Raw genomic sequence first — 25182 nt, forward strand, 5'->3', positions numbered from 1 at the left:
TGCCTGAAGATTATAGGAACACTGATTTAACGGATTGGTACGGAATAACCCTGATGTATTCTTATATAAACCGCTTTTTATGAACCCAGAGTAGTTTGGATAATATAACTGGATGGTTAAAACGCTAATGAGGTTATTTCCCATCCCAGGTTATCAATCAGCTGTTTTACTTCGCTTTTTTTGCTTTCCGGAATTTTATGCAGTTCGCGCTCAATGGCTTTACGGGAAAGAATTTTAAGGGCAGGAGCATTTTTCCGCATTGCGGTTAAAGTGTTTTCTTCAATAGTAAAATTGAAGCGCAAGGCAAATTGCAGAGCTCTTAGCATTCGTAAAGGGTCTTCTGTAAAGCTTAGGTTCGCATCTTTTACGGTGCGGATTATTCCGTTTTTCAAATCGCTTAGTCCTTTGCCGCATAAATCCAGAATTTCACCTGTGGCAATAGAAATCAGCAAAGCATTTATTGTAAAATCCCTTCTGAGAACATCATCGGTTAAGGTTCCAAATTCAACTTTCGGATAACGGCTATGGGAAAAATATTGTTCTTTCCGGGTAGCTACAAATTCCAGTTGCAGGTTTTGGTAGTGTAAAGAGGCAGTTCCAAAACTTTTATGGATAACTAATTCCCTTGCCTGCAAGCGGTTCTGCAAAAAACGGGCAAGGGCAATTCCTCCTTCTGAAAGCTCCACGCAAATATCTACATCACCTATTATAACGGCAGCGGGGTTTAAAACATAGTCCCGCACGCATCCACCGGCAAAATAACTTTTGTCGGCAAATTCGCTATCCTGGATAAGTTCCTTTAAAAACAAACGCAATTCATTCAAGGTCATAGAATTAAATCCCCGATAACGCTGTTGGAAACAAATAATGCCTTTTCAGTTAATGCCAAATTATGCTCCGTTAAATTCAGCATACCTATTTTTTGCAGCTTAGCTATCTTTTCTCCATACAGCTCTGGAAGCTTAAACCGGAAACGGTTGTTAAATTCATCCAGAGCAATGCCTTCCTTCAAACGCAAACCCATCATAAGATAGTCCTGAACAATTCTTTGTTCGGAAAGTTCTTCTTTCTGAGGAAATGCTGCACCTTTATCTACGCCTTGATAATAGAGATTCAGGTCTGCGGGATTTTGATAACGGCAGGGGGAAATCCAACCTGCAGCAGAAGCACCTAAAGCTAAGTAATCATCACTATGCCAATATCTTAAGTTGTGTTGAGAAGCATAACCTGAAAGCGCAAAATTGGAAATTTCATAGTGCTCATAACCCTCTTGCTTTAAACGGCTGCAAATGTATTCATATTGTTCTGCCTGTTTTTCGTCATCCGGTAAGAAGGCCTTATCTTTCGCTTTCAGACAATCATTATCCAGAGTTAATAAGTAGCAGGAAATATGTTCCGGTTTTAGCGTAAGATATTTTTCCACTGTCCTTTGCAAGGATGGGACAGAACTATCGGGCAAACCGTAAATAAGGTCTAACGAAATATTCCGATAGCCAAACTGGCGACAGAGAGCTATTTTTTCCTTAATTTGTTCCGGTTTATGATGCCTGTCCAACCAATGTAATTCTTCTGGATTCATACTTTGTACTCCGATGGATAAACGATTGACAGGGGTTGTGTTAAGTGCTTGAAGATAGGGCTCCGTTATTTGTAAAGGATTGATTTCCAAGGTAATTTCTGCCTCGGGGAGCAAATTCAAGCCGCTTAATAGCTGCCTAATCTGCTCTGCTATTAGTAAAGATGGAGTTCCACCACCAAAATAAACAGTAGCGACAGGACATTCTAATTGGCGTTGGTAAAGGGCTTTTTCCTTGTTCAGATAAACAACATATTCATCCAGCGCACTTTTACGGTAAGGCACACTGAAAAAGCTGCAATATCCACAACGACTGAGACAAAATGGAAGATGAAGATACAATCCTAATGCGGATGACGGAAAATCCTGTTCCATCTAATATGCGGTTCGTCATAAAGCTTATTAAATTCAATGCCTTTACTGAAAAAGATCAGCCAGGGTGTTCCCGTAATATATTTTCTTTCCAGAAAACCCCAATAACGACTGTCTTCACTAACATCACGATTATCGCCCATTACAAAATAACTCTTTTCCGGAACTTTTATAGGACCAAACCAGTCCCGGTTAAAAACTTTCCGCACAGCAGTGGTATCACCTGCAATTCTTACTCTGTAGGGCTCATACCAGGGGTTCATTGAAACATAATCAAAACTATTTTCCGGATAAGTGAAATCTTCAATGCGCTCCGGAGCTGCAGGTGGGCTGGGAATAGCTACTCCGTAATTTTCAAACCCGCGGGTGTATTCCTTGCCGTTTACATACACAATTTTATTCTTAATTTCCACAATATCCCCGGGCATTCCGATAATCCTTTTAACTACATTTCTGCGTGCATAATAGCAAATATGAAAGGCAGTGAAAGGATGCTTGGAAAAACTATTCTTTTTGTTGATGTAGAGAGGGGGAAAGATTTTGATAAAATCATTCTTGGAATCCTCATATTCAGGAGTGCCTTCCTCAATTTTAGGATAACGAAAAGTGACAATTTCACCTTGCTTGGGAGTATTGAAAAAATACTTTATCTTATTGGCAACAAGATAATCACCCACTAAAAGGGTCTTCTCCATAGAAGAAGAAGGAATTAGAAAATTCTCAAAAGTATAATTGCGGATGATCATTGCCACCACAAAAGCAAAAAGAATTGCTTCTACCCAGTCCTGCAAACCGGGTTTGCGTTTATGAAACTTTTTCTCCCCAGGAAGAGGGGTTAAAGTGTAAGGTAGAGTATCAGATTTTGTTTTATCACGCCGGGGATTGATTTTATCCTTCATCAAGTAATATCCTTTTCTTTATCTGCAATTTCATTACCAACCTCTGAAAGAGTTGTTTGTGTCAAGCAAAATGGTGAACGGGATTGTTGGATCACGCAGATTACGCAGATTTTAGAAACACCTGTAAGACCAGACACAAAAAAACAGCTCACAGATTACACAGATTACACAGATTACACAGATTACACTGGATTATATATCCTTCCAAAAAAAAAGAATAGTTCGTTATAGTAAACGCCGGCATACCGAAAGAAGGCATATCTTTATTTAGTCCAAAATTCCCTCGTCACTCCTGCGTAAGGAGGAATCCAGAGATAATTAATCTAATGGAAGTTACAATCCAGGATTTCATTTTTGGTATTCATTTTAGCAAGGTTACTTTCTGCATATAGCTCTCTTTATCTACCAGCATTTTTATGAAATAGATTCCACTTCCGCAATTGCTGTTATTTTTATCCTTACCTTCCCAGATAAGTTTATATCTGCCCTTATCTTTTTGTCCTAAGGTAAAAGTTTGGATTCTTTGACCGCGGTCATTGTATATTTCTATTTTTACTTCAGCTTTTTTACTTAGTTCATAACCAATAGTAGTAGAAGGATTGAAAGGATTAGGATAGATAGAACGGATTCCTGTAATTAACTGATATGCCGGGGTACTATTGTGTGCTCCCTCAAAATAGATACATCTTGAGCCGTAATAACTATTAGAGGCATTATAATCTTGTATTTCCAGCCAGTAATAATACATCCCAGCTACATAAATATCTTTATCGGTGAATAAATACACTTGTTGTTGAGAAGTATTGGTAGCTTGAATTAAAGGACTAATAACTGTTGCTTGAGAAAGGTCGTCAATGGTTGCACGAAGCAAATAATAACCGTTCACATTGGTTTCCGATTGAGTCGCCCACAGCAAATTTATACCATACTGAGAATTGACAGAAGCATTAAAAGAAGATAATACAACGGGTAAAGTATTATCTTGCTGAGCAATAATAATTGGAATCTCCACTGTTCCCTTAGTTCCACTAAATGTTATAGAAAAACTTATCTTCTCCTCATCACCATAAATTATATGCCAGGCACTATTTTGATAATAAGCTCCATAATCGGAAGTTGTTTGGAAAGTAATAGTCCAATTGGAAATACTATTATCTAAAACAAAGTTATATTTGGAATAAGTTACATTGGGATTAGGCACAGGAGGGAAATCATCATTTATTACACCTTTATCGGCATCTCCACCTGATACTGTAACAGAAATTCCTTGTTCAACTACAGGAATGTTATTAAGAAAATAAGGCATACGCAATTTGGCTACATAGATGTTATCATATCCATTGCATGTTAAAGTGGTATTACCGAAAGTTGCATTACCGAAAAAATTTCCTACAATATAATTATTTCCATTAGTATCTACAGCAATGTCATATCCACCATCATTACTTGTCCCTCCGGCTTGGTTAATCCAAATCCAATTACCGTTACTATCCAACCTGGCAACAAAGATATCGTCCTTCCCTCTGCTGGTTAAAGTAGTATTACCAAAAGTAGCACTGCTGGAAAAATAACCGCTAATAAAACTGTTTCCGCTATCATCAATAGTAAGACCACTACAATAATCACGAACTGTGCCTCCGGCTTGTTTTACCCAAAGCCAGTTACCGTTGCTATCCAGCTTGGCAACAAAGATATCCCAATAGTTACTGCTGGTCAAGGTAATAGTGCCGAAGGTAGCGCTATGATAAAAACTACCTGCAACATAGCTGTTTCCATTGTTATCCACAGCAAATCCATCAGGGGTAGGCGTATTAGCTGAAGCTACCCAAAGCCAGTTACCGTTACTATCCAGCTTAGCAACATAGCTGCCATCTCCTGTGTTACTTGTTACAGTGTAATTTCCAAATGTAGCACTTTCCATAAAATAACCACAAGCATAGCAGTTACCGTCATTATCTACTGCAACGCTATAACCGACATTATCAACAGGTCCTCCAGCTTTCTTTGCCCAGAGCCAGTTACCGTTATTGTCCATCTTAGCTATAAATATATCTTCATCTGCCTGTCCTGTCAGAGTAGTGCTTCCAAAAGTGATATTACTATCAAAACATCCTGTAACATAGCAGTTCTCATTGGAATCTACAGCAAGTCCATAACAAAAACCACCTTCGGCACCTCCTGCACTTTTTCCCCAGAGCCAGTTTCCGTTGCTGTCCATCTTAGCTATAAAAATATCCCCAGCTCCGTTACTGGTCAAGATTGTGGGGGGAGTAGTGCCAAAAGTAATACTACTCCCAAAATTACCGGTAATATAAATGTTACCGCTATTATCCATTACAATATCATTACAAGTATAATAACTTGTGCCTCCGGCTTGCTTTGCCCAAAGCCAGTTACCATTACTATTCATTTTAGCGACAAAGATGTCAGATTGTCCGCTGTTTGTTAAGGTAGTAGAGCCCAAAGTTAAACTTTTGGTTATAAAATTACCCGATATATAACTATTTCCGTTATTATCAGTTACAATGCATCGCGCGGTAACATTACTGCTCCCTTGTGCTTGTTTTGTCCATTGCCAATTACCGCTGCTATCAAGCATAGATATATAAAGGTCAGGATTTTGGTTATTGCTGTTATTTAAGATAGTATTCCCGAAATTAATATTTGTACTCAGAAAATAACCGGTAATAAAGCAATATCCATTAGTATCAATAGCAATGTCCATACCTGTATCTTCAAGTGCTCCACCGGCTTTTTTTTCCCAGAGCCAATTACCGCTGCTATCCAGTTTAGCTATAAAAATGTCTTTATCTCCACTGCTGGTTAGAAGAGATGAATCAAAGTAAATGCTATTTTCATAAGAACCGGTAAGATAGCTATTGCCGCTCGGATCAATAGAAATTCCATTTGCTTCATCATAACCTGTCCCTCCGGTTTGTTTTGCCCAAAGCCAACTTCCGCTACTATTTAGTTTGGCAACAAATATATCTCCATTGCCGCTATTATTTAAAGTAATAGAACCAAAAGTAATGCTGCCACTATAGAAAATTCCTGTAATATAGCTATTACCACTGCTATCAATTGCGATGCTATTACTTACATCAGTTTTTGTTCCCCCAGCTTGAGTTGCCCAACTCCAGATCCCTGAACTGTTAAGCATAGCGACAAAAATATCACTTTCACCACTTTGGGTGTTATTTAATGTGATATTACCGAAGGTAATGCTTGAACTTGAGAAATTCCCAGTTACAAAAATATTTTTATTACTATCAACTATAATTCCATAACCGGAATCAAAGTTATCTCCACCTATTTGTTTTGCCCAAAGCCAGTTACCACTACTATTCATTTTAGCGACAAAGATGTCACTATATCTATTGTTATATAGAGTAGTATTACCAAAAGTAATACTGCTACTAAAATAATTCCCGGTGATATAACTATTTCCATCACTATCAATAGCAATGCCATAGCTGATATCTATGTCATTTCCTCCAGCTTGTTTTGCCCAAAGCCAATTGCCATTGCTATCAAGTTTGGCAACAAAAATATCATAATATGCGGTACTCGTAAGAGTAGTAGAACCAAAAGTGGAAATACCTAAAAAACTTCCGGTAATATAACTTATACCCGATGAAGTTACAGCAATACTATAGCCAAAATTAAGGGAATTTTCAGATGTTCCTGATGTTCCTCCGGCTTGTTTAATCCATACAAAATTACCCTGGCTATCCATTTTAGCAACAAAGATATCCTGGTATCCTTTACTAATTAATCTTGTATTTCCAAATCTAATACTACCTTTAAAATTACCGGTTATATAGCTATTTCCGTATGAATCAAAAGCTACACTATAACCCTCATCTAAATTTTGTTCTCCTGCTTGAGTTGTCCATATCCATGGTTGATATTCACTAAAAAGCATTATTGAAAAAAACAGTAAAACTGATAGTAGAATTGCCTTTTTCATCTTTTCCTCCTTGCCTTAATATTTCTTCATTGGGTTCATAGTTTTCATAATAGTAAGAACTCCTCTTTCTATTATAGTTTGGACAAAACAAAAAAATTTGTCTCTACGCTATCAGCTATTTACATAGCAAGTTTCCACATATTCAGGAATTATACCTAATTTAAAATACTCTACAAGATTTCCTTTTTACAAATTGTGGATTTATGTCAAGCACGATTATTCAAAAAATATATAAATCAGAATATCAAGCTTCAGGTAACAAGGGAATAATATGTTGTAATGCATTGTGATGTAATAAAGTTCTGCTTTAGAATGGTGGAATTTATTCAACACCCCAACCGCTATAATCTATCAATTTTGATATGTGAGCTGAAAGTAACTTCATATAAGAAAGATGGTTGCCAAAGTAAAATTTTTTTCTAAGAGATAAAATGCCTATTTCCTTGTCTTTCCTGAAAAAGCAGGAATGGTGAACGGGATTTTTGGATCACGCAGATTACGCAGATTTTATAAACACCTGTAAGACCAAACACAAAAAAAACAGCTCACAGATTACACAGATTTCACAGATTAAACAGATTACACAGATTTCACAGATATAGTATGGACACACTGATTTAGGATGGATATAGATTTCACGGAATTAAACAGATAAACTCCTATTTTTATATCTGTTTGTTGGCTTTACTTTTATAAGGATGCTTGCATAAACCGATCGGTGAAGCTGCATTTTTTTCTTAGAAGTGAATAGATTTTAGTAATTAGCAGCTTTTAATTTATTTATGCTATCATTGGAGTATCTATTACTCCACAGAATATATTCAGTATCTTTGTTTTGCAATGCTTCCAGATATTCCGGCTTAATTTCTCGGTCAGTATCATTAATTATTGCCAAGCCGATAACCATTTTACTTGAAAGAAGTTCACGCATCTGTTTAATATCGCTCCAAGTAAAAAGAAAGTGGGGCAAGTTTAACTTATTTACAGTATTAAAAGCTTTTATCACAATCTCTGTATTTCTAAAGGCAATTTGAAAATCAAAGGTAAATTCAAGACCTGTGCTTCCCTTGGAAATAAAATTGGGGGTATAAATAATATCCAGTTCTTTCAAGTAAGCTTGCACATCTTCTTTAAATACTGATTCTACTGTTTGTTTGGATAGCACATAAAGGTCATTGATTTCTGAAATTGCTGATAAGAGATTCAGTTTTTTCTGGGGAAAGTTCTTTTCATCAGTTTCTACAGTTAATTCGGAATCTTCAGATAAAACTACACCATAATTTAACAAAATTCTCTCTAACATTTCTTTCCGCTTAGCAGAGCGAGAAATAGAAACACCGCTTAATTCAAGATTATGAATTGTTTCTCCATCATCAGATAAAATTACTTTCCCTTTCTCTTTTTTAGCATATATCTCTATAGAATCGTTAAATAAACCCAGAAAAGGAGTAGTTATTTTTGTCCAGGTGGTAACAGCATCCAAAGTAATAGTAGTTTTCTGTCTTAAGAAGTTATAAAAATCATCTACCAACGCAGTTATCTGATTCATAAAAACACCTCATCTTGCATAGTTATCTTTAACTGAGATTGGAGGTTAACTAATTTAGCAACAGCTAAAATTGCTTCCGCTATGTCAGCAGTGGATTGGATATTTTTAATAGGGAAAACATCTTTTGACAAGGGGATAGCCCAATTTAAGTCATAATCTTGGACAAAATAATGAATATGCGGAATATTAACTCCAAGATATTGACCCATATACGGTAAGAAATGCTTCGGAACATTTTCAGTTGCCTGTTCCGGATTCTTATGAGTTCCGCAATAATCAATCCGTAATAAAGGTAATTGACCATCTGTATTCTGAAAATGAAGAGTAAGCTTTATAATGTGTTTTTTACTGCGAGTTATTTCCAGAAAAAACTCATATTCTGCATTAGGTATAGAAATCATATTAATTCTTTCTTTCAGGTAATTAGTCAAAGTAAAAGAATAAGTATCCATCATTACTTTACCATCAAAAGCTTTTTTCTCAATTGCGATCAACTGATCAGCAAATTCCTTTGTAATTATCATAAAACTCCTGATGCTCTGTCTTGATTAAATCTCATTATAGTCAAGAGAGCATAACTCTACAAATTCCACAGTATATATTTGCGCAAGGGTGTCAATAAATATTTCGCATTTTTCCGGGGTTTATGTTGACGGGGACATCAACATTACGGGGGTTTTTGTTGACGGGGGTATCAACCTAACGGAAAAGGCATTGGTTCTTCGTTAAGAGAAATAAACAGGTTTTCTATTATATCCGTAGGCAGGATTGAAGGTGCGTAGCGTTTTTTGGCAAGTTCTTCCGCTGTTCTACCCATAATGTAAGAAGCATTGATAGCTGCCTCTCCAAGTTCCATTCTTTGTCCGCAAAAGGAACCGATAATTCCGGCTAAAACATCTCCGCTACCGCCTGTGGCAAGTCCATCATTTCCTCTGGTATTGATAAACATTCTTTTTTCGTCGCAAAAGATAGTAGTATCACTTTTCAGCAGGACTTTTGCCCCGGTCTTTTTTACATAATTTTCCAAAGCGGCAGAGGTATCTTCATAGAGCTGATCCAGAGTGATATTTGCCAGAGCACAGAATTCTCCAAAATGAGGAGTGAGCAGGATATTAGGTTTTTTCAGATATTGTTGCAGAGCGGGGTCTTTTGCAATTAACCGTAAAGCATCAGCATCAACAACGGTAGGCACTGTAGAAGTTCGCAAGACAAATTCCAGCATATAGTTAGCATAAGTATCAAGCCCCAAACCGGGACCTATTATAACGCTATCTGCCTTTTTAAATAGATCGGAGAATAATTTCAAGTCCGGAGTTAGTGTTTTTCCTACTCTGGGTATTCCTACAAAGAGATATTCCGAAGGGTTAGCATTATAGAAATAGGCATTTTCTTCACGACTTACCAAATAAACTAAGCCGGCTCCTGCTCTCAAAGCAGCTTTAGCGGTCATAGATATTGCCCCCAAATATCCCAAATGGCCACCTATAGCTAAAACCCTGCCGTAATCATTTTTAGTAGCATTAAAACTGCGTTCGGGTAATTTGAAGTTGGCATTATCTATCAAAATGGCAGGGGTGAAAAAGGCATCGTTATAGCTATCGGGAATGCCAATAGGGATAGTTACTATTTTTCCGCTCTTATATTTTCCATATTGCAGGAATAATCCGGTTTTGAACGAATGCAAAGTTAAGGTTAAATTTGCCCGGAAGGCATCTTCACCATCTCCGTTGGCTCCATTTAAGCCGGAAGGGATGTCTATAGCCACTTTGAAGGCAGCAGTATCCTCAACGCTTTCAAATATTTTTTTCAGAGTAGCCGGTAATTTACCCTTAAAGCCCGTTCCGAAGACAGCATCAATAATCATCGTTACCCCTGGTAAATTTTCAATTACATCCAGGTTGTCTAAGTTCTTATTCAAATCATAAGAAGGGATTTTAAGTGCTTTGCAGAGTTCAAAATTGTGTTTGCTTTCTGCTGTCATAGTGCCATTATGGACTTTTAAGAGGAACACACTTTTCGCGTAGTTATGCAACCAGCGGGCAAGGACAAAGCCATCTCCGCTGTTATTTCCTGTGCCGTGTAAAATGATGATAATTCCGTCTGTTTCTTCCGGATAGTTATTAATAAGATAATCGGCGCAGCCCCTGCCGGCATTTTCCATCAGCAAGGCAGCTGGAATGCCGAAGCAATTGATGGTATTGTCATCCAGGGTTTTCATTTGAGAGGGAGTAAAAACATAAGCCATTATATCTCCTTATTTGGTTGTTAGACAGGCAGTTTTATTTCAAAAGTAGTGCCTTCACCCATTGTACTTTGCAGCACTTTAATATGTCCGTTATGGTATTCTTCAATGATGCGTTTTGCCAAGCTTAACCCCAAGCCCCAACCTCTTGTTTTAGTAGTTACACCTGGTTCAAAAATACTTTTCCATTGCCGATGAGGAATACCTTTACCCTCGTCCCGGATTTGAATATAAATCCAGGGTTTCTTTATTGTAGCGGTGATGATGATATTTCCGCCTTTATTACTCATTGCATCCACGCAATTTTTAATCAGGTTTTCCAGGGTCCATTTAATCAGTTCCTTATCCATAAGCACCATCACACCATCAATTTTGCCGATGTAATGAATATCAATCTTATTTCCCAGGTGAGGCATTCTTTCCCGAAAGTATTCTACGGTTGCAGAGATAATTTCATCCAGGTTTTGGGGTTCCAGTTTTGTGATGCTGCCTACTTTGCCAAAACGGGAAGCGATGTTTTTCAGGTGTTCCAGGTCAGCAGTCATATATTGCACAATTTGGTCTATATCGCGCACACAACCATCGGGCGCGGGTTCTTTCAAATAATCCAGCCAGCCCATTAAAGAGGTTATGGGTGTTCCAAACTGGTGGGCAGTTTCTTTGGCTAAGCTTATCCAGAGAGTATCTTTTTCGGTTTGGCTAAGCAAGAACAAGCCATAGATACCAAAGAAAACAACCATCAAAGCCAGAATCAATTCCAGAATAACTATGTAGCGTATATAGGAAAGGGATTTGGGAGTGGAAAAATAGATATAGCCCAAACTATCTGCCGCATTGGAAAGAGGAATTTCGTCCATCGTTTTAGTCAGCTGAGCCAGTTTTTGCTGTTCTTCCGTGGAAATTTCATAGTAATTGACCGTTTCCGGGATGCCTACATTTCTCCAGAAGAGGGGTTGTTTATAATGGTCGGTAACGATGATTGAGCAATCCACATTTTTAATGAACTCGGCAAAGGAAATTGGCTTGCTGTAATAGGCATAGCCGCTAATTCTGCCATCATCAGTTAAAGGCATTTGCACCATCGTTTTCATTAAGTTTTCCAATTTTTTCTTACTTGCGGGAGATAGTTCATAAAAGAGAGTATCGGAAGGCAAGCCAACATTTTTCCACAGCAGGGGTTGATAATTTTGGTCTGTAATAATAACCGGCACCGGGTTTTCCTGCATAAAGTCCGTGCTGATGTAATCCCAAAGGTCTTGTTTGAAATCCCGGGAAGTAGTAAATTGCAGATATTTGGAGCTTATTTCCGTAATCAATTTTGCATTGCTTTCCGCTTCTCTTAAATATCTATCGGTGTAGGCAATATACTGAGCAAAAATGCGCGGAATAAATTCCTGTTCTTTTTTGGCTTGTTTCAACAGGAATTGAATGTAAACGGCAAAGAAGATAAAGATTGCCAAGCTGCCGAAAATAAGGATAAACCGCAGGCGATTGAAGAGATTAGTGTTCTTTGGTTTTTTCCCAGTGAGAATCGAGTTCTTCAAGATTGGCTTCATTGATATCTTCTCCGTTTTTACGGTAATGTTCTTCAATTGTATTAAACCTGCGGGTAAACTTACGGGTGCATTCCTTCAAAGCGGATTCTGCATCTATATGTAACTTTCTTGCCAGGTTCACCAAGGTAAAAATCATATCTCCGAGCTCTTCCTGGATGGCACTTTGTTCATTGCTATTCAGCGCATCGGCAAGTTCTTCCCGTTCTTCATCCAGTTTTTCCAGAACGGGTTTTATATCCTGCCAGTCAAAGCCAACGGAAGCAGCTTTTTCCTGAGTTCTTTGAGCTTGAATGAGTGCCGGCAGGGACCTGGGAATTCCTTCCAAAACGCTTTTCCGTTCTGTTTTTTCCGCTTTTTTCAGGCGTTCCCAGTTCTTTTTAACAGCATCGGCGTCAGTTAAAGTTAATTCTCCAAAAACATGAGGATGGCGGCGGATAAGTTTGCTGACAATTTCATCCAAAACATCGTCTATATTCCATAGACCCTGTTCATTAGAAATTTGTGCCTGCATAACAATGTGCAGCATCAGGTCGCCCAATTCTTCTTTCAGGGAATAGTAATCCTTATCTTCAATGGCTTCCACCACTTCATACAGTTCTTCAATGAAATTGGGAACCAGGGACTCGCGGGTCTGTTTTAAATCCCAGGGACAACCCTTTTCGGGAGTTCGTAAGGCAGCTACGATAGCTACCAGTTGTTCAAATTTGTTCATATTTCCTCGGCATCCAGTTATCGGGATGCGAAATTTCGTTAATAACGGCAAAAAGTATCCAGTAATGATGTTCCCAAATAATAGAGCTGGGCAAAATGGAAGTAGGCAGGAACATCAACAGGACAAAGAAATACATTTCGTAATAATATTTATTAGCAGGGTTCATTTTTATTGCCCTCCATAATCTGTAAAGCCAAACTACATAGAGATAGGCAAAACCCAGAAAGAAAAGAAGTCCGTAATTGGTAAGCAGTTCCAGAAAGAAATTATGGGAATTGGAGATACCGCCTGTTTTATACATTCTTCCTGCCAGCATATAGTGCTCCACATTTCCAGCTCCCACACCCTTAAAGCCGCTTTCAGCTAAAATTTCCAGATTTTGGGGAATGAGCCGCGTGCGAATTTTTATGCTGCTCATTGTGAAGGACTTTGATTCCTGACCTATGCTGCCAATTTCTTCGGTAAATGTATCTTTTGTAAAAGTAACAAGGGGTTTGGCAAAGATTATTAGACCAAGAATCAGCACAGCCATCAGCAATAAGCTCAAAGTTCGCATCCGTGAAGAATAGAGAAAAATAAAGGCAAACAGGAACATACAGGAAGAAGTGATAATAGCAATTCTGGCACCTTCAATGATAACAATGCTCATAATAATAAAATAGCAGAGCAGTGAAATAAGCCCCAGTAATTTGCTTTTTTTAATCTCCGGTAAAAACAGAATAAAAGGAATTAAGAGATTGAAAACGGCAGCTAACTGATTAGGTCCGTAAAAAGGACCTGTAGGCACGAAAGTTGTTTTATTGTATAGAAGGGATTGCGGCAAATGATGCCAGGTAAGCATTTCCCACATAGCGATAGCGATATAAACTATAACAATAAAAAACCAGAACCAGGGAGCGCATTTTTTCACAGTGAGGTCTCTGCAAAAGATGCTTACAATGATAAACAGCATCGTTTTTTTGAAAATCAGTTCGGAATGCACGATGGAGATAGGTTTTACAAAAGACCAATTGTAGCTGAGAAAAGAATAGCTTGTCCAAGTAAGTAAAAACAGTGCCGGGAGAAAATTTACTTTATTAAAAACAATTACATCTTTGTTGATGAGGGCATACAGCATACACACACAGGCAATAAACAAAAAATACATATTGTTAATGCCCATCGCAACGGGAAAATATTCCAGCAGAAAAGAAACCAATAGCAGCCCTGTGACCAGATGTCCTAATCTGATATTATTATAAGGAATGCTGAGAGTGGCTGTGTTCAGGAGACCTTCTTCTTATGGAATAGAGCAGTGTTAATGGCTGTAATTTTCTCTTTGTTCTCCCCCTGTAAGCTTTCTAAAATTAAAGCCAGAACGCAGGATAGAACAAAGGCAGCCACAGTAGATAATACAACGGTTAAAGCTCTTTTAGGTTTAGACCTGATACCTGCCAGCTGAGGGGCATCATAAACCTCAAAAGTAGGCAGGTCTTTCACTTCTTCCAGTTTGGCAAGTTCAAATTGCGGGTAAAGATATTCTATAATCTTTTTTTCAATTTCCACATTCAGCATCAATTGAGCATATTGCATTGCCAAATCGGGTATTTTATCTATTTGGACGATATATTCGGGCACCAGATCGCTACCGCTATTTTCCAAGCTCTTTATTTTTTGTTTCAGCAATTGCATTTTTTCGGCTAAAGCAATTACTGCAGGTGAATCTGAAGAGTATTGACTTTGGGCAAGGGAATGTTCAATTTCGGTTTGCATATATTCGGACACAATTTCACTGTAAAGTGTCAGTTGGGCTTGAGTTTGTTGAGTAATATCAATGGAGCGATTTTTCTTCTGAAAATCCCTCAATAATACAGAAAGGGAATCAACGGTTTGCAAATGATTGTTTACCTGTTTTTCCAGAAATTCCCTTTTTTGGCGTCCTTTGCTCATTTTACTGTGCAGAATGTATTTATTCAAAGAATCCACATGATATTGCACGATTTGACGGGAGAGTTCTTTGTTTTTGGTTTCCGCTATGATATTTACCAGGTATGTCTTCTGGTCGTAAAAAATCTGCATAGTAGATTCGCTAAGCTGTTTAACGGCAAGTTCCATTGCTTTCAGGGTATCGGGTTCATCTATTTTATAATAGGGTATCAGGTTAAACTTTCTAACCACCTCTTCCTGAAATTTGCGGCTTTGCATAATGTAAATAAAATCCACTGCCATATCAAATTTATCTGTTTGCAGAATGCCACTGCCTAAAATATCCATTATGCCTCCTCCCAGGGAACCTAATCCTCCCGATTCTGCAATAGGCATAAGAGTTGCTTTGGATTCCCAATATTGGGGAACAAGCAGAGAATATATGATAGCAGCAATAGCTACAAGACAGCAGATAGTTATTACCAGATATTTGCGTTTGGCAATTACCAGAATAATATCCAGCAGGCCTAATCCGTTTTTATTCATTTTCCATCCTCTTGTGAGGTCTTAATAGTTGTTTGCAGGATAGCGCAGAAAGATTTCATCGTTTTCTTAAACTATAGTTTTAATTGCAGAAAAGGTTCCAGCACGGCAGGCAGATTGATGTTTCCCTCTTCTGTTTGATATGTTTCCAAAATAGCAATCAGCAAACGCGGAGTAGCAACTCCGGAGCCGTTTAAGGTATGCACATATCTAACTTTTCCGCTTTTATCCTTATAACGGATATTAGCGCGGCGTGCTTGAAATTCACCAAAAGTGCTAATTGAGCTTACTTCCAAATATTTTCCTGTTCCTGGAGCCCAGACCTCCAAATCGTAGGTCTTTTGAGAGGCGAAGGATAAATCGCCGGTGCAAAGGGTTACCACTCTATAATGCAAATTGAATGCCTGTAAAATATCTTCCGCATCGCAGAGTATTTGTTCCAGCGCTTCGGCTGATTTTTCCGGTTCTGTAATATGCACCAATTCTACTTTATTGAATTGATGCAGGCGTTGTAAGCCCCTTGTTTCTTTTCCATAGGAACCTGCTTCTCTTCTAAAGCAGGGAGTGTAAGCTGCAAATTGTTTAGGCAGGTCTTTATAGGAAAGCACTTCCTCCGCAAAAATATTTGTTACGGGAACTTCGGCAGTGGGAATCAGAAACAAATCATCTTTTTCAATGCGATACATATCTTCCTCAAGTTTAGGCAGTTGTCCTGTTCCGGTCATCGTTTTTCGGTTTACTGCCAAAGGAACCATCAATTCAGTGTAATGATGTTTCTGCCGATGAAATTCCAGCATAAAATTGATTATGGAGCGTTCCAGACGAGCCCCCTCACCTGTATAAATTGGAAAACCGCTACCGCTAATTTTTGCTCCCCGGGGCAAATCCAGCAGGTTATTTTGGATTGCCAGTTCCAGATGGTCTTTGGGAGTAAAGGAAAACTGTTTTGGTTCCCCCCAAACTTTCACTATCTTGTTGGAGCTTTCATCTCTGCCAACGGGAACATCTTCTTGGGGAATATTGGGAATAGTTAACAGCATTCTTTCCAGTTTTTCGTTTACAATGCTCAATTGAGCGGAGAGTGCTTTAATTTCTTCCGCGGTTTTGGTCATTGCCTGAAGTTCATTTTCAATGCTTTCCCCGGTTTTTTTCTTCTGGGCAATAAGGGAAGAAACGCTGTTTTGATGTGCTTTCAGGTTATCAAAGGCAAATTGCAGATCGCGTCTTTGTTCATCAATTTCCAGCAGAGCATCCAAATCCGCTTTTTCATTTTTATTGCGAATTGCCTGTCTAACGAGTTCTATGTTATTACGGATAAATTTAATATCTAACATTCTTGTCCTTTATTTTTCATTCCGATTTTCACCATTTCCAGAAAATCCTCTTCCTTTAAAGAAGCGCCTCCAATTAAGCCACCATCAATATCTGGGCAAGCTAAAAGTTCCTCCAGGTTACCTGGTTTGATGCTTCCGCCGTAAAGGATAGAGAGTTCTTCTGCAATTTTTTCGCCATAATTACTTTGCAGCCAGTTCCGAATTAAATTATGCACTTCCTGTGCCTGGAAAGGACTGGCAGTTTTACCGGTGCCAATTGCCCAAACAGGTTCATAAGCTAACACTATTTCTTTTCCGGTAATTAGGTTAATGTTTGCCAAACAGCCCGTAAGCTGGCTTAAAATAACTTCCGTCGTTTTGTTTTCTTCCCGCTGTTGCAAGGTTTCTCCAATGCAAACCAGGGGAGTGATTTGGCTGGCAAAAAGTTTTAATATTTTAGCATTTACGGTGACATCTGTCTCATTATGGTATTGACGGCGTTCAGAATGCCCTACAATACAATATTTCAAACCCAACGATGCCAACATTGATGCTGAAACCTCTCCGGTATAAGCTCCGTTAGAATAAACGGAAACATCCTGAGCGGCAACCTGCATACAGGAACCGAAAGAGCCCTTCAATGCCTCATTTAGAAAGGGATAAGCGGGTGCAATTAAAGGAATTACATTATTTAACTCCAGCTCTTTTAACGCTGGAACTACAATTTGCAAATAATCCTTTGTTTCCTGTAATCCTTTATTCATCTTCCAGTTACCTGCAATATATATCTTCCGCATTAGCATACCTCACTTCTTTCAATCTTTTATATCACTCAAATTTTACTTTGCATATTAGGTCAAGTATTTTTCTTTTAGCCGGGACTTCTACTTCCGATTTGATAGAAAAACATCGGCAAAAAAGATATTGCAACTGGAGAGGAGTAAATCCCGGAGGGTTGACCTCCTGGTCAACCGCCCTTTGAAATTTATTTCATCACAAAAGAGTTAGCGATAAGGAAATACTTTATTTGTAAATAGAACGACAGAAATGCCGTTCTACTGTCAAATCCCGGAGGGTTGACCTCCTGGTCAACCACTCTTTGAAATTTATTTCATCACAAAAAAGTTAGCGATAAGGAAATACTTTATTTGTAAATAGAACGACGGAAATGTCGTTCTACTGTCAAATACCGGAGGGTTGACCTCCCGGTCAACCCCCCTTTTTTCCTTTTTTAGGACACCACACTATTCCTTACCATTTCTCATATCATTCCCGTATCGTTCCCATATCGTTCCCGTATCGTGATACGGGAAAGTTATGGGATTGTATTGATAAATATAGCGGTTATGGTAATCAAACAAGAAATAGGCATTAACCGGAACAAACAGGAGCCAAAAAAAAGTTATTCTTATTTTTATGTAAGCAACAAAATAAGCGAGGTATCTGCCACTTAAACAGATACCTCGCATTATAAAATAGTTATCAAGCTTCTATTTATGCATTTTTGCCACCAGGGAAGCCACATACCAACCCTGATACCGTGCACCTTCCAATTCGTTTTCCGAAGGCATTCTGCTGCCATCTCCAACAATTGTGGAAGCGCCATAAGGTGTTCCACCGGAAATCTCATCCATAGTTCCCTGACCCTGAAAAGAATAGGGCAGACCTGTAATCAACATACCGTGATGCAGAAGAACGGGATAAAAACCCAAAATGGTGGATTCCTGCCCGCCATGCTGAGCCGAAGTGGAGGTAAAAACACTGCCGATTTTACCTGTTAACGCACCTTTAACCCATAAAGAACCGGTTCCATCAATAAAGGTTTTCATTTGTGAAGGCAAACTGCCAAAACGCGTGGGAAAACCGAAAATAATGGCATCCGCCGTGGTTAAATCGCCAATTTCGGCAACCGGGATGTGAGCAAATGCTTTTCTTGCTTCTGCAGCACCGATTTTATGCAGAATATCAGAACTCAGCGTTTCCGGAACCTGTTTTATTTCCACTTCCATTCCTTCTACCTTTCTGGCACCTTCTGCAACCGCTTCCGCCATTTTGTAGATGTGTCCGTAGGCAGAGTAAAAGAGGACTAATACTTTCATCTTTGTAAACTCCTTATTCTTTAGCTTTATGGATATATTAACTGAAAAGTTGCCTTTGGCAAGTTCAGGAATTGTGACGGGGATTATTTAGCGCTAAGGGGCTTTGGGCGAAGTTATAGCAGGGCTTTGAGGTCTAAAATAAAATTCTCTATATGCTTTTCCGTTGTGTTAAAACTGCACATCAGGCGGACTTCGTTTTTTTCCTCATTCCAAGTGTAAAAATGATATTTTTGTTGCAGGGGTTCTATTATCTGCCGGGGCAAAACTACAAACAGAGAATTAACAGCAACTTCCTGAGTAATAGTTATTTCCGGAATTTTTTGCAAACGCTCTGCCAATAATTTTGCCATTGCATTTGCAGCCATAGCATTTTTTAGATATAAATCGTCTGTCAGATACGCCTGATACTGAGCTGAAATAAAACGCATTTTGCTTAAAAGCTGGCTTGCCTGCTTCCGATAAAAACGCATTGCGGAAGTTAGGTCAGGACGAAAACTGATGATTGCCTCGCCACAAAGTAAACCATTTTTGGTGCCTCCAAAACTTACAATATCCGCAGCAATATCTTTGGTCATTTCTTTTAAGGAACATTTTAAAGCCGCTGCGGCATTAGCCAAACGCGCACCGTCAATATGCAAAAACATATCATTTTGATGAGCAAAATCAGCTAATTCCTGCAATTCCTGCAAGGTGTATAAAGTTCCAAATTCTGTGCTTTGCGAAATGGAAATAATCTTTGCCTGGGAATGATGTTGATCACGATTTCCTAAGAGATGTGGAGCAATAAGTTTTGGAGTGAGTTTGCCATCCGGGGTTTCAATTGGTTTTAACCGACCCTGGGTAAATTTTTGCACGGCACCGCATTCGTCAGTATTGATATGAGCGCTTTGGGCACAAAAAATGGCATTATAGGAATGCATAATTGCCTGCAAACATAATATATTAGCACCTGTTCCAGTAATTACAAACCAGGCATCACAATTTCCTCCGAAAAGTTCTTTAATTTGTTCTAAAACCTTTATAGTTAGCGGATCATCTCCATAAGCCGGACAAAAGCCCTCGTTAGCATTTAAGATAGCTGCTAAAACCTGGGGATGTATTCCGCTGTGATTATCTGAGCCAAAACTAACTGAATTCATTTATATTACCTCATTTATCTTATTTAGCTTAAGCTTAAGTCGTTCAATGCGTTTATCTACAGCAGCTACTTTTTGGTCATTAACGATTGGACGGCTAATTAAGTAGGACTTTAATTTTTCGGCATTAACAAGGGCTTCTCCATAGCGGTGATAATATTTTTCCAGAATGATACAGACCTCCTGCAGGGAAACAGGACAATTTAAAGAAGCAGCAATATTAAAACACTCATAAGCGGAATCAATGTCCTTTTCCTTTTTATAAATAATGCCCAGGTCACGCAGCACATCTTTATCCACAATTCCAAGCGAAAGCATATCTACTAAAATGTTTTTAGCAATGTCTATCCGATTCTGGCTTTGATACAACATTGCCAAGGAATGATAATCAATCCGATTGTCCATTCCCCCTGGGGGAGGGTAACTGATACTGTTACAAATAAGAGTAAAAAGAGCAGCCGTATGCAAAATGTCCGTGTGATTATGTAAAAAAACCCTTTGCATAAGCTCAGGATTGCCATTTAACAAAAAACTGAAATAGGTCTGCGGAATTTCACCTCCTTCAATATCCAGTTCTTTGTCTCTAATTTGACCCAGAATGTAAAATTCTATGGTTTCCAGGGCACAGGAAGGAAGCTTGTTTTTCCATAAACGCCGGGCAAGATGAAGTAAATCCAGATGCTCCATTGCCCTTAAATTAAGCCAAATTTGATGATACAGCAAACGAGATTCCAACACAGGAACATCAAAGGTCTTACCGTTAAAAGTTATCAGCAAGGACTTTTCGTCTATCAGTTCTATCAAGCGATCAAAAGAATTTACCTCTGCTTCAGGATCAGGTAAAAAAACCTGCTCCACTATAAAGCTCTCATTTATATAATAACCCAAACCAATCATAAAAGCAAAAATGCCGTTACTGCGTAATCCGGTGGTCTCCAAATCCAGAAAAAGGATGTCCTCTTTTGTCCGTTCTTTGCTTTTATCCAAATTTGCCCAATTGAGAAGAACTTCCGGCAGGATTTCAGGATAAAGAGACAATCCCTCAATTTCTGTTTGCAGAGGATATGCTTTTTTTGTGTAGAAATAGGGGTCTTCCGGGTGAGCGGAAAATTCACCTTCTATGGAATGTTTTAATGTTTCTCGTAATAATTCTTTCAGTTCTGAGGCGAAAAACTCTCTATCCTGATTCATATCCTGTATCATAATTTTTCCTCTTAAAAAAACCAGGAAGTATAAAGAGGTAGTTTTGTCAAGAGGTCTTGAGGGCGAGAGGTCTTGAGGTCTATGAGGTCTTGAGGATTGGATAAATCCCTCAGCCCTCAGCTCTCAGCCCTCAGCTCTCAGCCCTCAGCCCTCAGCCCTCCGCTCTCTGCCCTCAGCCCTCAGCCCTCCGCTCTCAGCTCTCAGCCCTCAGCCCTCTGCCCTCAGCCCTCAGCCCTCTGCCCTCAGCCCTCAGCCCTCAGCCCTCAGCCCTCAGCCCTCGGTCTGCTGAAAATCTCTGGACAAGAACAGCCCTTCCAAGATAATGAATAATAAAGGAACAAAGCAGATGCATAACAAAAAGAAAAAGCAGAAAAATAGTCGTCTTAGAACCAGTTTTAAAACCTCCATAACGGAAGGTATTTTTGCTCAGATATACGGAAATCTTTCTGCTATCGGTTCTTCCTTCATTGTAAAACTGATGGTGATTTTAGACGCTTCGCCAATGCATTACAGTTTGCTAAGTGCTATAGGTCAGGTCTCTGCAATTTGGCAACCTTTGGGAGTAGCTGTTACGCATAAACTGAAGGAACATAAATCTACCTGTATAATAATAACTGCTGTCGGGCGATTTTTAACCATCTTTTTAGGGCTGTCTTTGCTTTTTAATAATACGCTACACGGTATCTGGTTTGTGCTTATACTGCTGTTTTTCAGTGCCGGTTTACAATCTTTGGGTGCAAATATTTGGATTGCCTGGATTAGCGATTTGATTCCTCTTTCCCTGCGAGGACGCTTTTTCTCCAGACGCAATCAAATTTTGGTTGGAATTGGTTTGATAGTTAGCTACCTCGTCAGTTTTCATATAGACCTTTTTGAATCAGCCAAAGGTGCATTCAAACTTGGTTACATCCACTTCTGGGGAGCGGAAAAATTCTTCCTGCCGCAAAATCAACCCTGGTTTTTAGCCGGGGTCTATGTTTTTGCTTCGCTTATTGGTTTAATTGGCTTATATTTTCTGAACCGTCAACCGGAAAGTCCTTTGCCTTCTGTTCAGGAACAGCGTTTACGGGAGCGTTATTTTGCCCCTGTGAAAGATAAAAACTTCCGTCTGCTGTCTGTTTTTGGAATCTGGTGGATGTTAGCAATTGGCGTTGGCAGTCCTTTTTGGGGACCTTTTATGATGAAGAAACTCTCTATGAGTATGTTTGAAATCCAAATCTACAATACTATAAGTGTGTTATCTTCACTTTTGTCTTACCAATTTTGGGGTCGCTTTATAGATAAAAACGGCAATAAAACGGCTATGCAGATCTGTATTGCTTTGGGTGGATTAAATCCCATGCTCTGGCTGTTTACCAGTCCTGGAAATTATTCTATTCTGTGGCTGGAGGCAATTATTTCAGGTTTTATGTGGGCTGGAACAGGAATTATAACTACCAATTTTGTTCTTTCGGTAGCTGAAAAAGGCAAGGAACAGGTTTATTCCGGAATTTATGGAGCTATCACAGGATTGGCAATGATGCTTTCTACCCTTGCCTGTGGAATATTTTATCCTTCTCCTTTAACAATTGGCAAAAAGCTGTTGGAGCCGGAACAGGTAATTTTCGGAATCGGAGGAATTATGCGCTGGCTAAGTTTTATCCCTTTGTTGTTTGTTGTGGAAAAAAGAACTGTCCCCTTGCCTAAGGCGTTGCTTTCTCTTTTCCGGAAAAATACAGATAGGTCACTTAAGAAATAGTTGAACTGTTTAAACTTCTATGTCAGGAGAAGAAACGGTCTGTTTTTCCTGTAGCCGGAGCTCGCTGTAGCTCCGCTCTTGGTTTAAACTTCTATGTCCGGAGGAGGAACGGTCTGTTCTTCCTGTAGCCGGAGCTCGCTGTAGCTCCGCCCTTGGTTTAAACTTCTATGTCAGGAGGTGGAACGGTCTGTTTTCCTGTAGCCGGAGCTCGCTGTAGCTCCGCTCTTGGTTTAAACTTCTATGTCCGGAGGAGGAACGGTCGGTTCTTCATAAGGGGTCTCAATTATAACCTCAGATCTATCTACTGCTCTAATTTCATGATAGAAAATTGCCTTAGCCGTATAAATATAGCTCCAAATCCACAAAAAACCAATTCCGAAAGATAAACACCCCAGTAAAATCCATCCTAAAAAGGAAAGCTCCAACCAAAAGAGCTCCGCTTTATGACCTTTCATCATTTCTTTACTGACTCTAATTGCATCATTGGCTGAAAGATTGGGATTATCAGCCATTATGAAAAAAGTCATTGAATAGGCAAATGAGGCAACGATTCCAGGAATTATCAGCAGTAAAGACCATAAAAAAACATAAATAATTACTAATACTCCAGCTGTAAAACTACGGGCGAAATCTTTAAAACCGGAAAATACCAGTTCCACACTAATCTCTTCACCCCGAACCAGTTTCAAAAATACAATGGCTAATCCCAATGTTATAGGTCCTGTAATAAGGAGAGAAATAACCGTTCCAAGAAAAGGAATTGCAGAAAGCCCTGCATTAAGAATTGCTATAATAAGAATTATTAAAGCACAGGGATTATTCCATTTCCCTTTTAAATACTCTCTGGCATTATAACGAATTTCAGTATAGGTTAGCATCATCACCTCACTTTTTTCTCTATAATTATTAGTTTTTATCCCCTATCTGCTGTCAAGTATTTTCTGCTTGCAGTGCAAATTAGATAGCTGAATTGATTATGCTTTCTTACTTATTTTTTCAAATTGTATCACCAATTTTTCAAATCTGCGTTTTTGCTGGTTTGCGATATCACTATTTTTTCAAATGGATTTCACGACTTTTGTAGATTGGATTTCCAACTTAAACTAGCTGAATAGGTTGCACAGCATCTAATATTATTCTGATCACAATGGATTTTGTATACTGGAATATCAAGTTTTTTTTAGTAAGTTACATAAAACATTTGCTTGCATTTGATTACGGGTCATCCACTTAGAATTGATTAATCATGAAGACATCAATTATCTTATGTTATTGATCAATTGTGGGATATCTCACTATTCCTTCTAATCTGTTATTACTTTTTTGTAGATCTTGAATTGAAGAAGTCGAGATACAGAATTCTTTTTCTGGAGTTATCCAGATTAGAGATAATGTTTGATGTATTTATCTAAAATTTATCTTACGAAAAACAGCCATAAGCCGACTATTGAAGTGCCACCTGTAGCACCATCAATTGATCTCTTGACATCATTCATTGTAGCAAATCTGCTGTTATGCTCATCGTATATATCAGTTCCTTTAACTGTTGCAACTTTATGGTTATGCTCGTTGTAGATATCACTACCTTTTATAGTTGCAACTTTGTGGTTATGCTCGTCATATATACCCGTACCTTTAATTGAAGCAATTTTGTGATTCGATGATGTATACAGATCACTTCCCTTGAATTTGAAACTGGCCATAATATGCTCCTTTTTGTGATTTAATTCTGTTAATTTACTTGTCAAACTCATACATTTATTTAATTTGACCCCTTTCTTTCTGTAATGCTTTTCTTTCTTTTATAATGTCTTCCATCTTCAACATAGATTTTTTCATTTTTTCCACCTCTGATTTAACTATGGGTTCTTTCATAATTTTTTTGGCGATTCTTTTGTCAATCCCAAGAGCTTTAAATACTATGTTAAATATTGAATACGCTATACTCATTGTTCCTCCATGAGTAAACTCTATAGAGATTCTCAATAATAAACATTAACTACTATGGCTGATTTCTGTCAATAAAAAAATTCCTAACTTTGGGAGTATGACAAAAAAATGTAACCGCTCACAAATATCACAGATTACACAAATAAAAATAATTGTTTCCCGCAGATTACACAGATTTCGCAGCCAGAAATAAGGATTCCGAATTTGTTCTTAGTTCTTCGCTAATTATAAAAAATAACGAGCAAAAAACAAATCAATTTAATCCAGTCAATTCAGTTATCTTTGTTCTCTTATTCAGTCACCGAAAAAAAACTTTGCATTCCCGCACTACGAACTAAGAACTATAAAATCACCCTCTCATCCTTAACAATTTCTCTTGCCAAAAAAACAGAGCCGTAATAAAAGGCAAAAAAATAAAA

Annotated in this window: 21 protein-coding genes; 2 read left to right on the forward strand and 19 right to left on the reverse strand. The window is 38.5% G+C overall.

Annotation, left to right across the window (positions count from 1 at the left end):
* Window positions 1–116: 116 nt before the first annotated feature.
* From PLE33_00175 to PLE33_00250, 16 genes are all read right to left on the reverse strand, one after another.
* Window positions 117–830 carry a CCA tRNA nucleotidyltransferase gene (locus PLE33_00175; protein HPS59662.1) on the reverse strand — a complete coding sequence of 238 codons (714 nt, stop codon included), beginning with the start codon at window positions 828–830 and terminating at the stop codon, window positions 117–119.
* A complete protein-coding gene (hemW, locus tag PLE33_00180; GenBank protein HPS59663.1) occupies window positions 827–1951 on the reverse strand; it encodes a radical SAM family heme chaperone HemW in 1125 nt (374 codons plus the stop codon). The genes PLE33_00175 and hemW overlap by 4 nt, the downstream gene beginning before the upstream one ends.
* Window positions 1921–2847 (reverse strand): signal peptidase I, encoded by a 927-nt coding sequence (lepB, locus tag PLE33_00185; protein HPS59664.1) that lies wholly within the window; start codon window positions 2845–2847, stop codon window positions 1921–1923. Before lepB ends, hemW begins: the two co-directional genes overlap by 31 nt.
* 361 nt (window positions 2848–3208) lie before the next feature.
* Complete coding sequence (locus tag PLE33_00190) at window positions 3209–6817, reverse strand: SBBP repeat-containing protein (protein HPS59665.1); 3609 nt, start codon at window positions 6815–6817, stop codon at window positions 3209–3211.
* Window positions 6818–7571: 754 nt separating this feature from the next.
* A complete protein-coding gene (locus tag PLE33_00195; GenBank protein HPS59666.1) occupies window positions 7572–8366 on the reverse strand; it encodes a DUF1828 domain-containing protein in 795 nt (264 codons plus the stop codon).
* Window positions 8363–8890: a hypothetical protein gene (locus PLE33_00200; GenBank protein HPS59667.1), complete on the reverse strand. Its 528-nt coding sequence runs from the start codon at window positions 8888–8890 to the stop codon at window positions 8363–8365. The genes PLE33_00195 and PLE33_00200 overlap by 4 nt, the downstream gene beginning before the upstream one ends.
* Before the next feature lie 170 nt (window positions 8891–9060).
* The gene (locus PLE33_00205) at window positions 9061–10611 is read right to left on the reverse strand and encodes an NAD(P)H-hydrate dehydratase (protein HPS59668.1); all 1551 of its coding nucleotides are present in this window, start codon (window positions 10609–10611) and stop codon (window positions 9061–9063) included.
* Between the two features lie 20 nt (window positions 10612–10631).
* Complete coding sequence (locus tag PLE33_00210) at window positions 10632–12164, reverse strand: HAMP domain-containing sensor histidine kinase (protein HPS59669.1); 1533 nt, start codon at window positions 12162–12164, stop codon at window positions 10632–10634.
* Window positions 12109–12876: a nucleoside triphosphate pyrophosphohydrolase gene (gene mazG, locus PLE33_00215; GenBank protein HPS59670.1), complete on the reverse strand. Its 768-nt coding sequence runs from the start codon at window positions 12874–12876 to the stop codon at window positions 12109–12111. The genes PLE33_00210 and mazG overlap by 56 nt, the downstream gene beginning before the upstream one ends.
* Window positions 12863–14038: an O-antigen ligase family protein gene (locus tag PLE33_00220; protein ID HPS59671.1), complete on the reverse strand. Its 1176-nt coding sequence runs from the start codon at window positions 14036–14038 to the stop codon at window positions 12863–12865. Before PLE33_00220 ends, mazG begins: the two co-directional genes overlap by 14 nt.
* A gap of 101 nt (window positions 14039–14139) precedes the next feature.
* Complete coding sequence (locus PLE33_00225; GenBank protein ID HPS59672.1) at window positions 14140–15327, reverse strand: Wzz/FepE/Etk N-terminal domain-containing protein; 1188 nt, start codon at window positions 15325–15327, stop codon at window positions 14140–14142.
* Window positions 15328–15398: 71 nt separating this feature from the next.
* Window positions 15399–16658 carry a serine--tRNA ligase gene (gene serS, locus PLE33_00230; protein ID HPS59673.1) on the reverse strand — a complete coding sequence of 420 codons (1260 nt, stop codon included), beginning with the start codon at window positions 16656–16658 and terminating at the stop codon, window positions 15399–15401.
* On the reverse strand, window positions 16652–17434 hold the full coding sequence (gene tpiA / locus PLE33_00235; GenBank protein HPS59674.1) for a triose-phosphate isomerase: 783 nt from the start codon (window positions 17432–17434) through the stop codon (window positions 16652–16654). Before tpiA ends, serS begins: the two co-directional genes overlap by 7 nt.
* Window positions 17435–18127: 693 nt before the next feature.
* Window positions 18128–18736, reverse strand: a complete 609-nt coding sequence (wrbA, locus tag PLE33_00240) for an NAD(P)H:quinone oxidoreductase (GenBank protein ID HPS59675.1) — start codon at window positions 18734–18736, stop codon at window positions 18128–18130.
* Window positions 18737–18849: 113 nt separating this feature from the next.
* Window positions 18850–19875, reverse strand: coding sequence for a beta-eliminating lyase-related protein (locus tag PLE33_00245; GenBank protein HPS59676.1), 1026 nt, complete (start codon window positions 19873–19875; stop codon window positions 18850–18852).
* Window positions 19876–21075: a ribonuclease H-like domain-containing protein gene (locus PLE33_00250; protein HPS59677.1), complete on the reverse strand. Its 1200-nt coding sequence runs from the start codon at window positions 21073–21075 to the stop codon at window positions 19876–19878.
* Window positions 21076–21171: 96 nt separating this feature from the next.
* Between PLE33_00250 and PLE33_00255 the strand changes: the two genes are divergently transcribed.
* The gene (locus PLE33_00255; GenBank protein ID HPS59678.1) at window positions 21172–21405 is read left to right on the forward strand and encodes a hypothetical protein; all 234 of its coding nucleotides are present in this window, start codon (window positions 21172–21174) and stop codon (window positions 21403–21405) included.
* Window positions 21398–22813, forward strand: coding sequence for an MFS transporter (locus PLE33_00260; protein HPS59679.1), 1416 nt, complete (start codon window positions 21398–21400; stop codon window positions 22811–22813). The genes PLE33_00255 and PLE33_00260 overlap by 8 nt, the downstream gene beginning before the upstream one ends.
* A 230-nt stretch (window positions 22814–23043) precedes the next feature.
* On the opposite strand, the gene PLE33_00265 is transcribed toward PLE33_00260, so the two are convergent.
* From PLE33_00265 to PLE33_00275, 3 genes are all read right to left on the reverse strand, one after another.
* Complete coding sequence (locus PLE33_00265; protein ID HPS59680.1) at window positions 23044–23691, reverse strand: DUF975 family protein; 648 nt, start codon at window positions 23689–23691, stop codon at window positions 23044–23046.
* Between the two features lie 537 nt (window positions 23692–24228).
* Complete coding sequence (locus PLE33_00270) at window positions 24229–24567, reverse strand: hypothetical protein (GenBank protein ID HPS59681.1); 339 nt, start codon at window positions 24565–24567, stop codon at window positions 24229–24231.
* A gap of 4 nt (window positions 24568–24571) precedes the next feature.
* Entirely contained in the window at window positions 24572–24763 is a 192-nt protein-coding gene (locus tag PLE33_00275) for a hypothetical protein (protein ID HPS59682.1), read from the reverse strand.
* Window positions 24764–25182 lie beyond the last annotated feature (419 nt).

The sequence above is a fragment of the Candidatus Cloacimonas sp. genome, assembly GCA_035403355.1.
Taxonomy (GTDB): domain Bacteria; phylum Cloacimonadota; class Cloacimonadia; order Cloacimonadales; family Cloacimonadaceae; genus Cloacimonas.

Excerpts from the sequence above, each read along its gene's own strand:
- PLE33_00175 (HPS59662.1), bottom strand. The coding sequence starts at position 830 with ATGACCTTGAATGAATTGCGTTTGTTTTTAAAGGAACTTATCCAGGAT.
- hemW (HPS59663.1), bottom strand. The coding sequence starts at position 1,951 with ATGGAACAGGATTTTCCGTCATCCGCATTAGGATTGTATCTTCATCTT.
- lepB (HPS59664.1), bottom strand. The coding sequence starts at position 2,847 with ATGAAGGATAAAATCAATCCCCGGCGTGATAAAACAAAATCTGATACT.
- PLE33_00190 (HPS59665.1), bottom strand. The coding sequence starts at position 6,817 with ATGAAAAAGGCAATTCTACTATCAGTTTTACTGTTTTTTTCAATAATG.
- PLE33_00195 (HPS59666.1), bottom strand. The coding sequence starts at position 8,366 with ATGAATCAGATAACTGCGTTGGTAGATGATTTTTATAACTTCTTAAGA.
- PLE33_00200 (HPS59667.1), bottom strand. The coding sequence starts at position 8,890 with ATGATAATTACAAAGGAATTTGCTGATCAGTTGATCGCAATTGAGAAA.
- PLE33_00205 (HPS59668.1), bottom strand. The coding sequence starts at position 10,611 with ATGGCTTATGTTTTTACTCCCTCTCAAATGAAAACCCTGGATGACAAT.
- PLE33_00210 (HPS59669.1), bottom strand. The coding sequence starts at position 12,164 with ATGAAGCCAATCTTGAAGAACTCGATTCTCACTGGGAAAAAACCAAAG.
- mazG (HPS59670.1), bottom strand. The coding sequence starts at position 12,876 with ATGAACAAATTTGAACAACTGGTAGCTATCGTAGCTGCCTTACGAACT.
- PLE33_00220 (HPS59671.1), bottom strand. The coding sequence starts at position 14,038 with ATGGGCATTAACAATATGTATTTTTTGTTTATTGCCTGTGTGTGTATG.
- PLE33_00225 (HPS59672.1), bottom strand. The coding sequence starts at position 15,327 with ATGAATAAAAACGGATTAGGCCTGCTGGATATTATTCTGGTAATTGCC.
- serS (HPS59673.1), bottom strand. The coding sequence starts at position 16,658 with ATGTTAGATATTAAATTTATCCGTAATAACATAGAACTCGTTAGACAG.
- tpiA (HPS59674.1), bottom strand. The coding sequence starts at position 17,434 with ATGCGGAAGATATATATTGCAGGTAACTGGAAGATGAATAAAGGATTA.
- wrbA (HPS59675.1), bottom strand. The coding sequence starts at position 18,736 with ATGAAAGTATTAGTCCTCTTTTACTCTGCCTACGGACACATCTACAAA.
- PLE33_00245 (HPS59676.1), bottom strand. The coding sequence starts at position 19,875 with ATGAATTCAGTTAGTTTTGGCTCAGATAATCACAGCGGAATACATCCC.
- PLE33_00250 (HPS59677.1), bottom strand. The coding sequence starts at position 21,075 with ATGATACAGGATATGAATCAGGATAGAGAGTTTTTCGCCTCAGAACTG.
- PLE33_00260 (HPS59679.1), top strand. The coding sequence starts at position 21,398 with ATGAATAATAAAGGAACAAAGCAGATGCATAACAAAAAGAAAAAGCAG.
- PLE33_00265 (HPS59680.1), bottom strand. The coding sequence starts at position 23,691 with ATGCTAACCTATACTGAAATTCGTTATAATGCCAGAGAGTATTTAAAA.
- PLE33_00270 (HPS59681.1), bottom strand. The coding sequence starts at position 24,567 with ATGAGTTTGACAAGTAAATTAACAGAATTAAATCACAAAAAGGAGCAT.
- PLE33_00275 (HPS59682.1), bottom strand. The coding sequence starts at position 24,763 with ATGAGTATAGCGTATTCAATATTTAACATAGTATTTAAAGCTCTTGGG.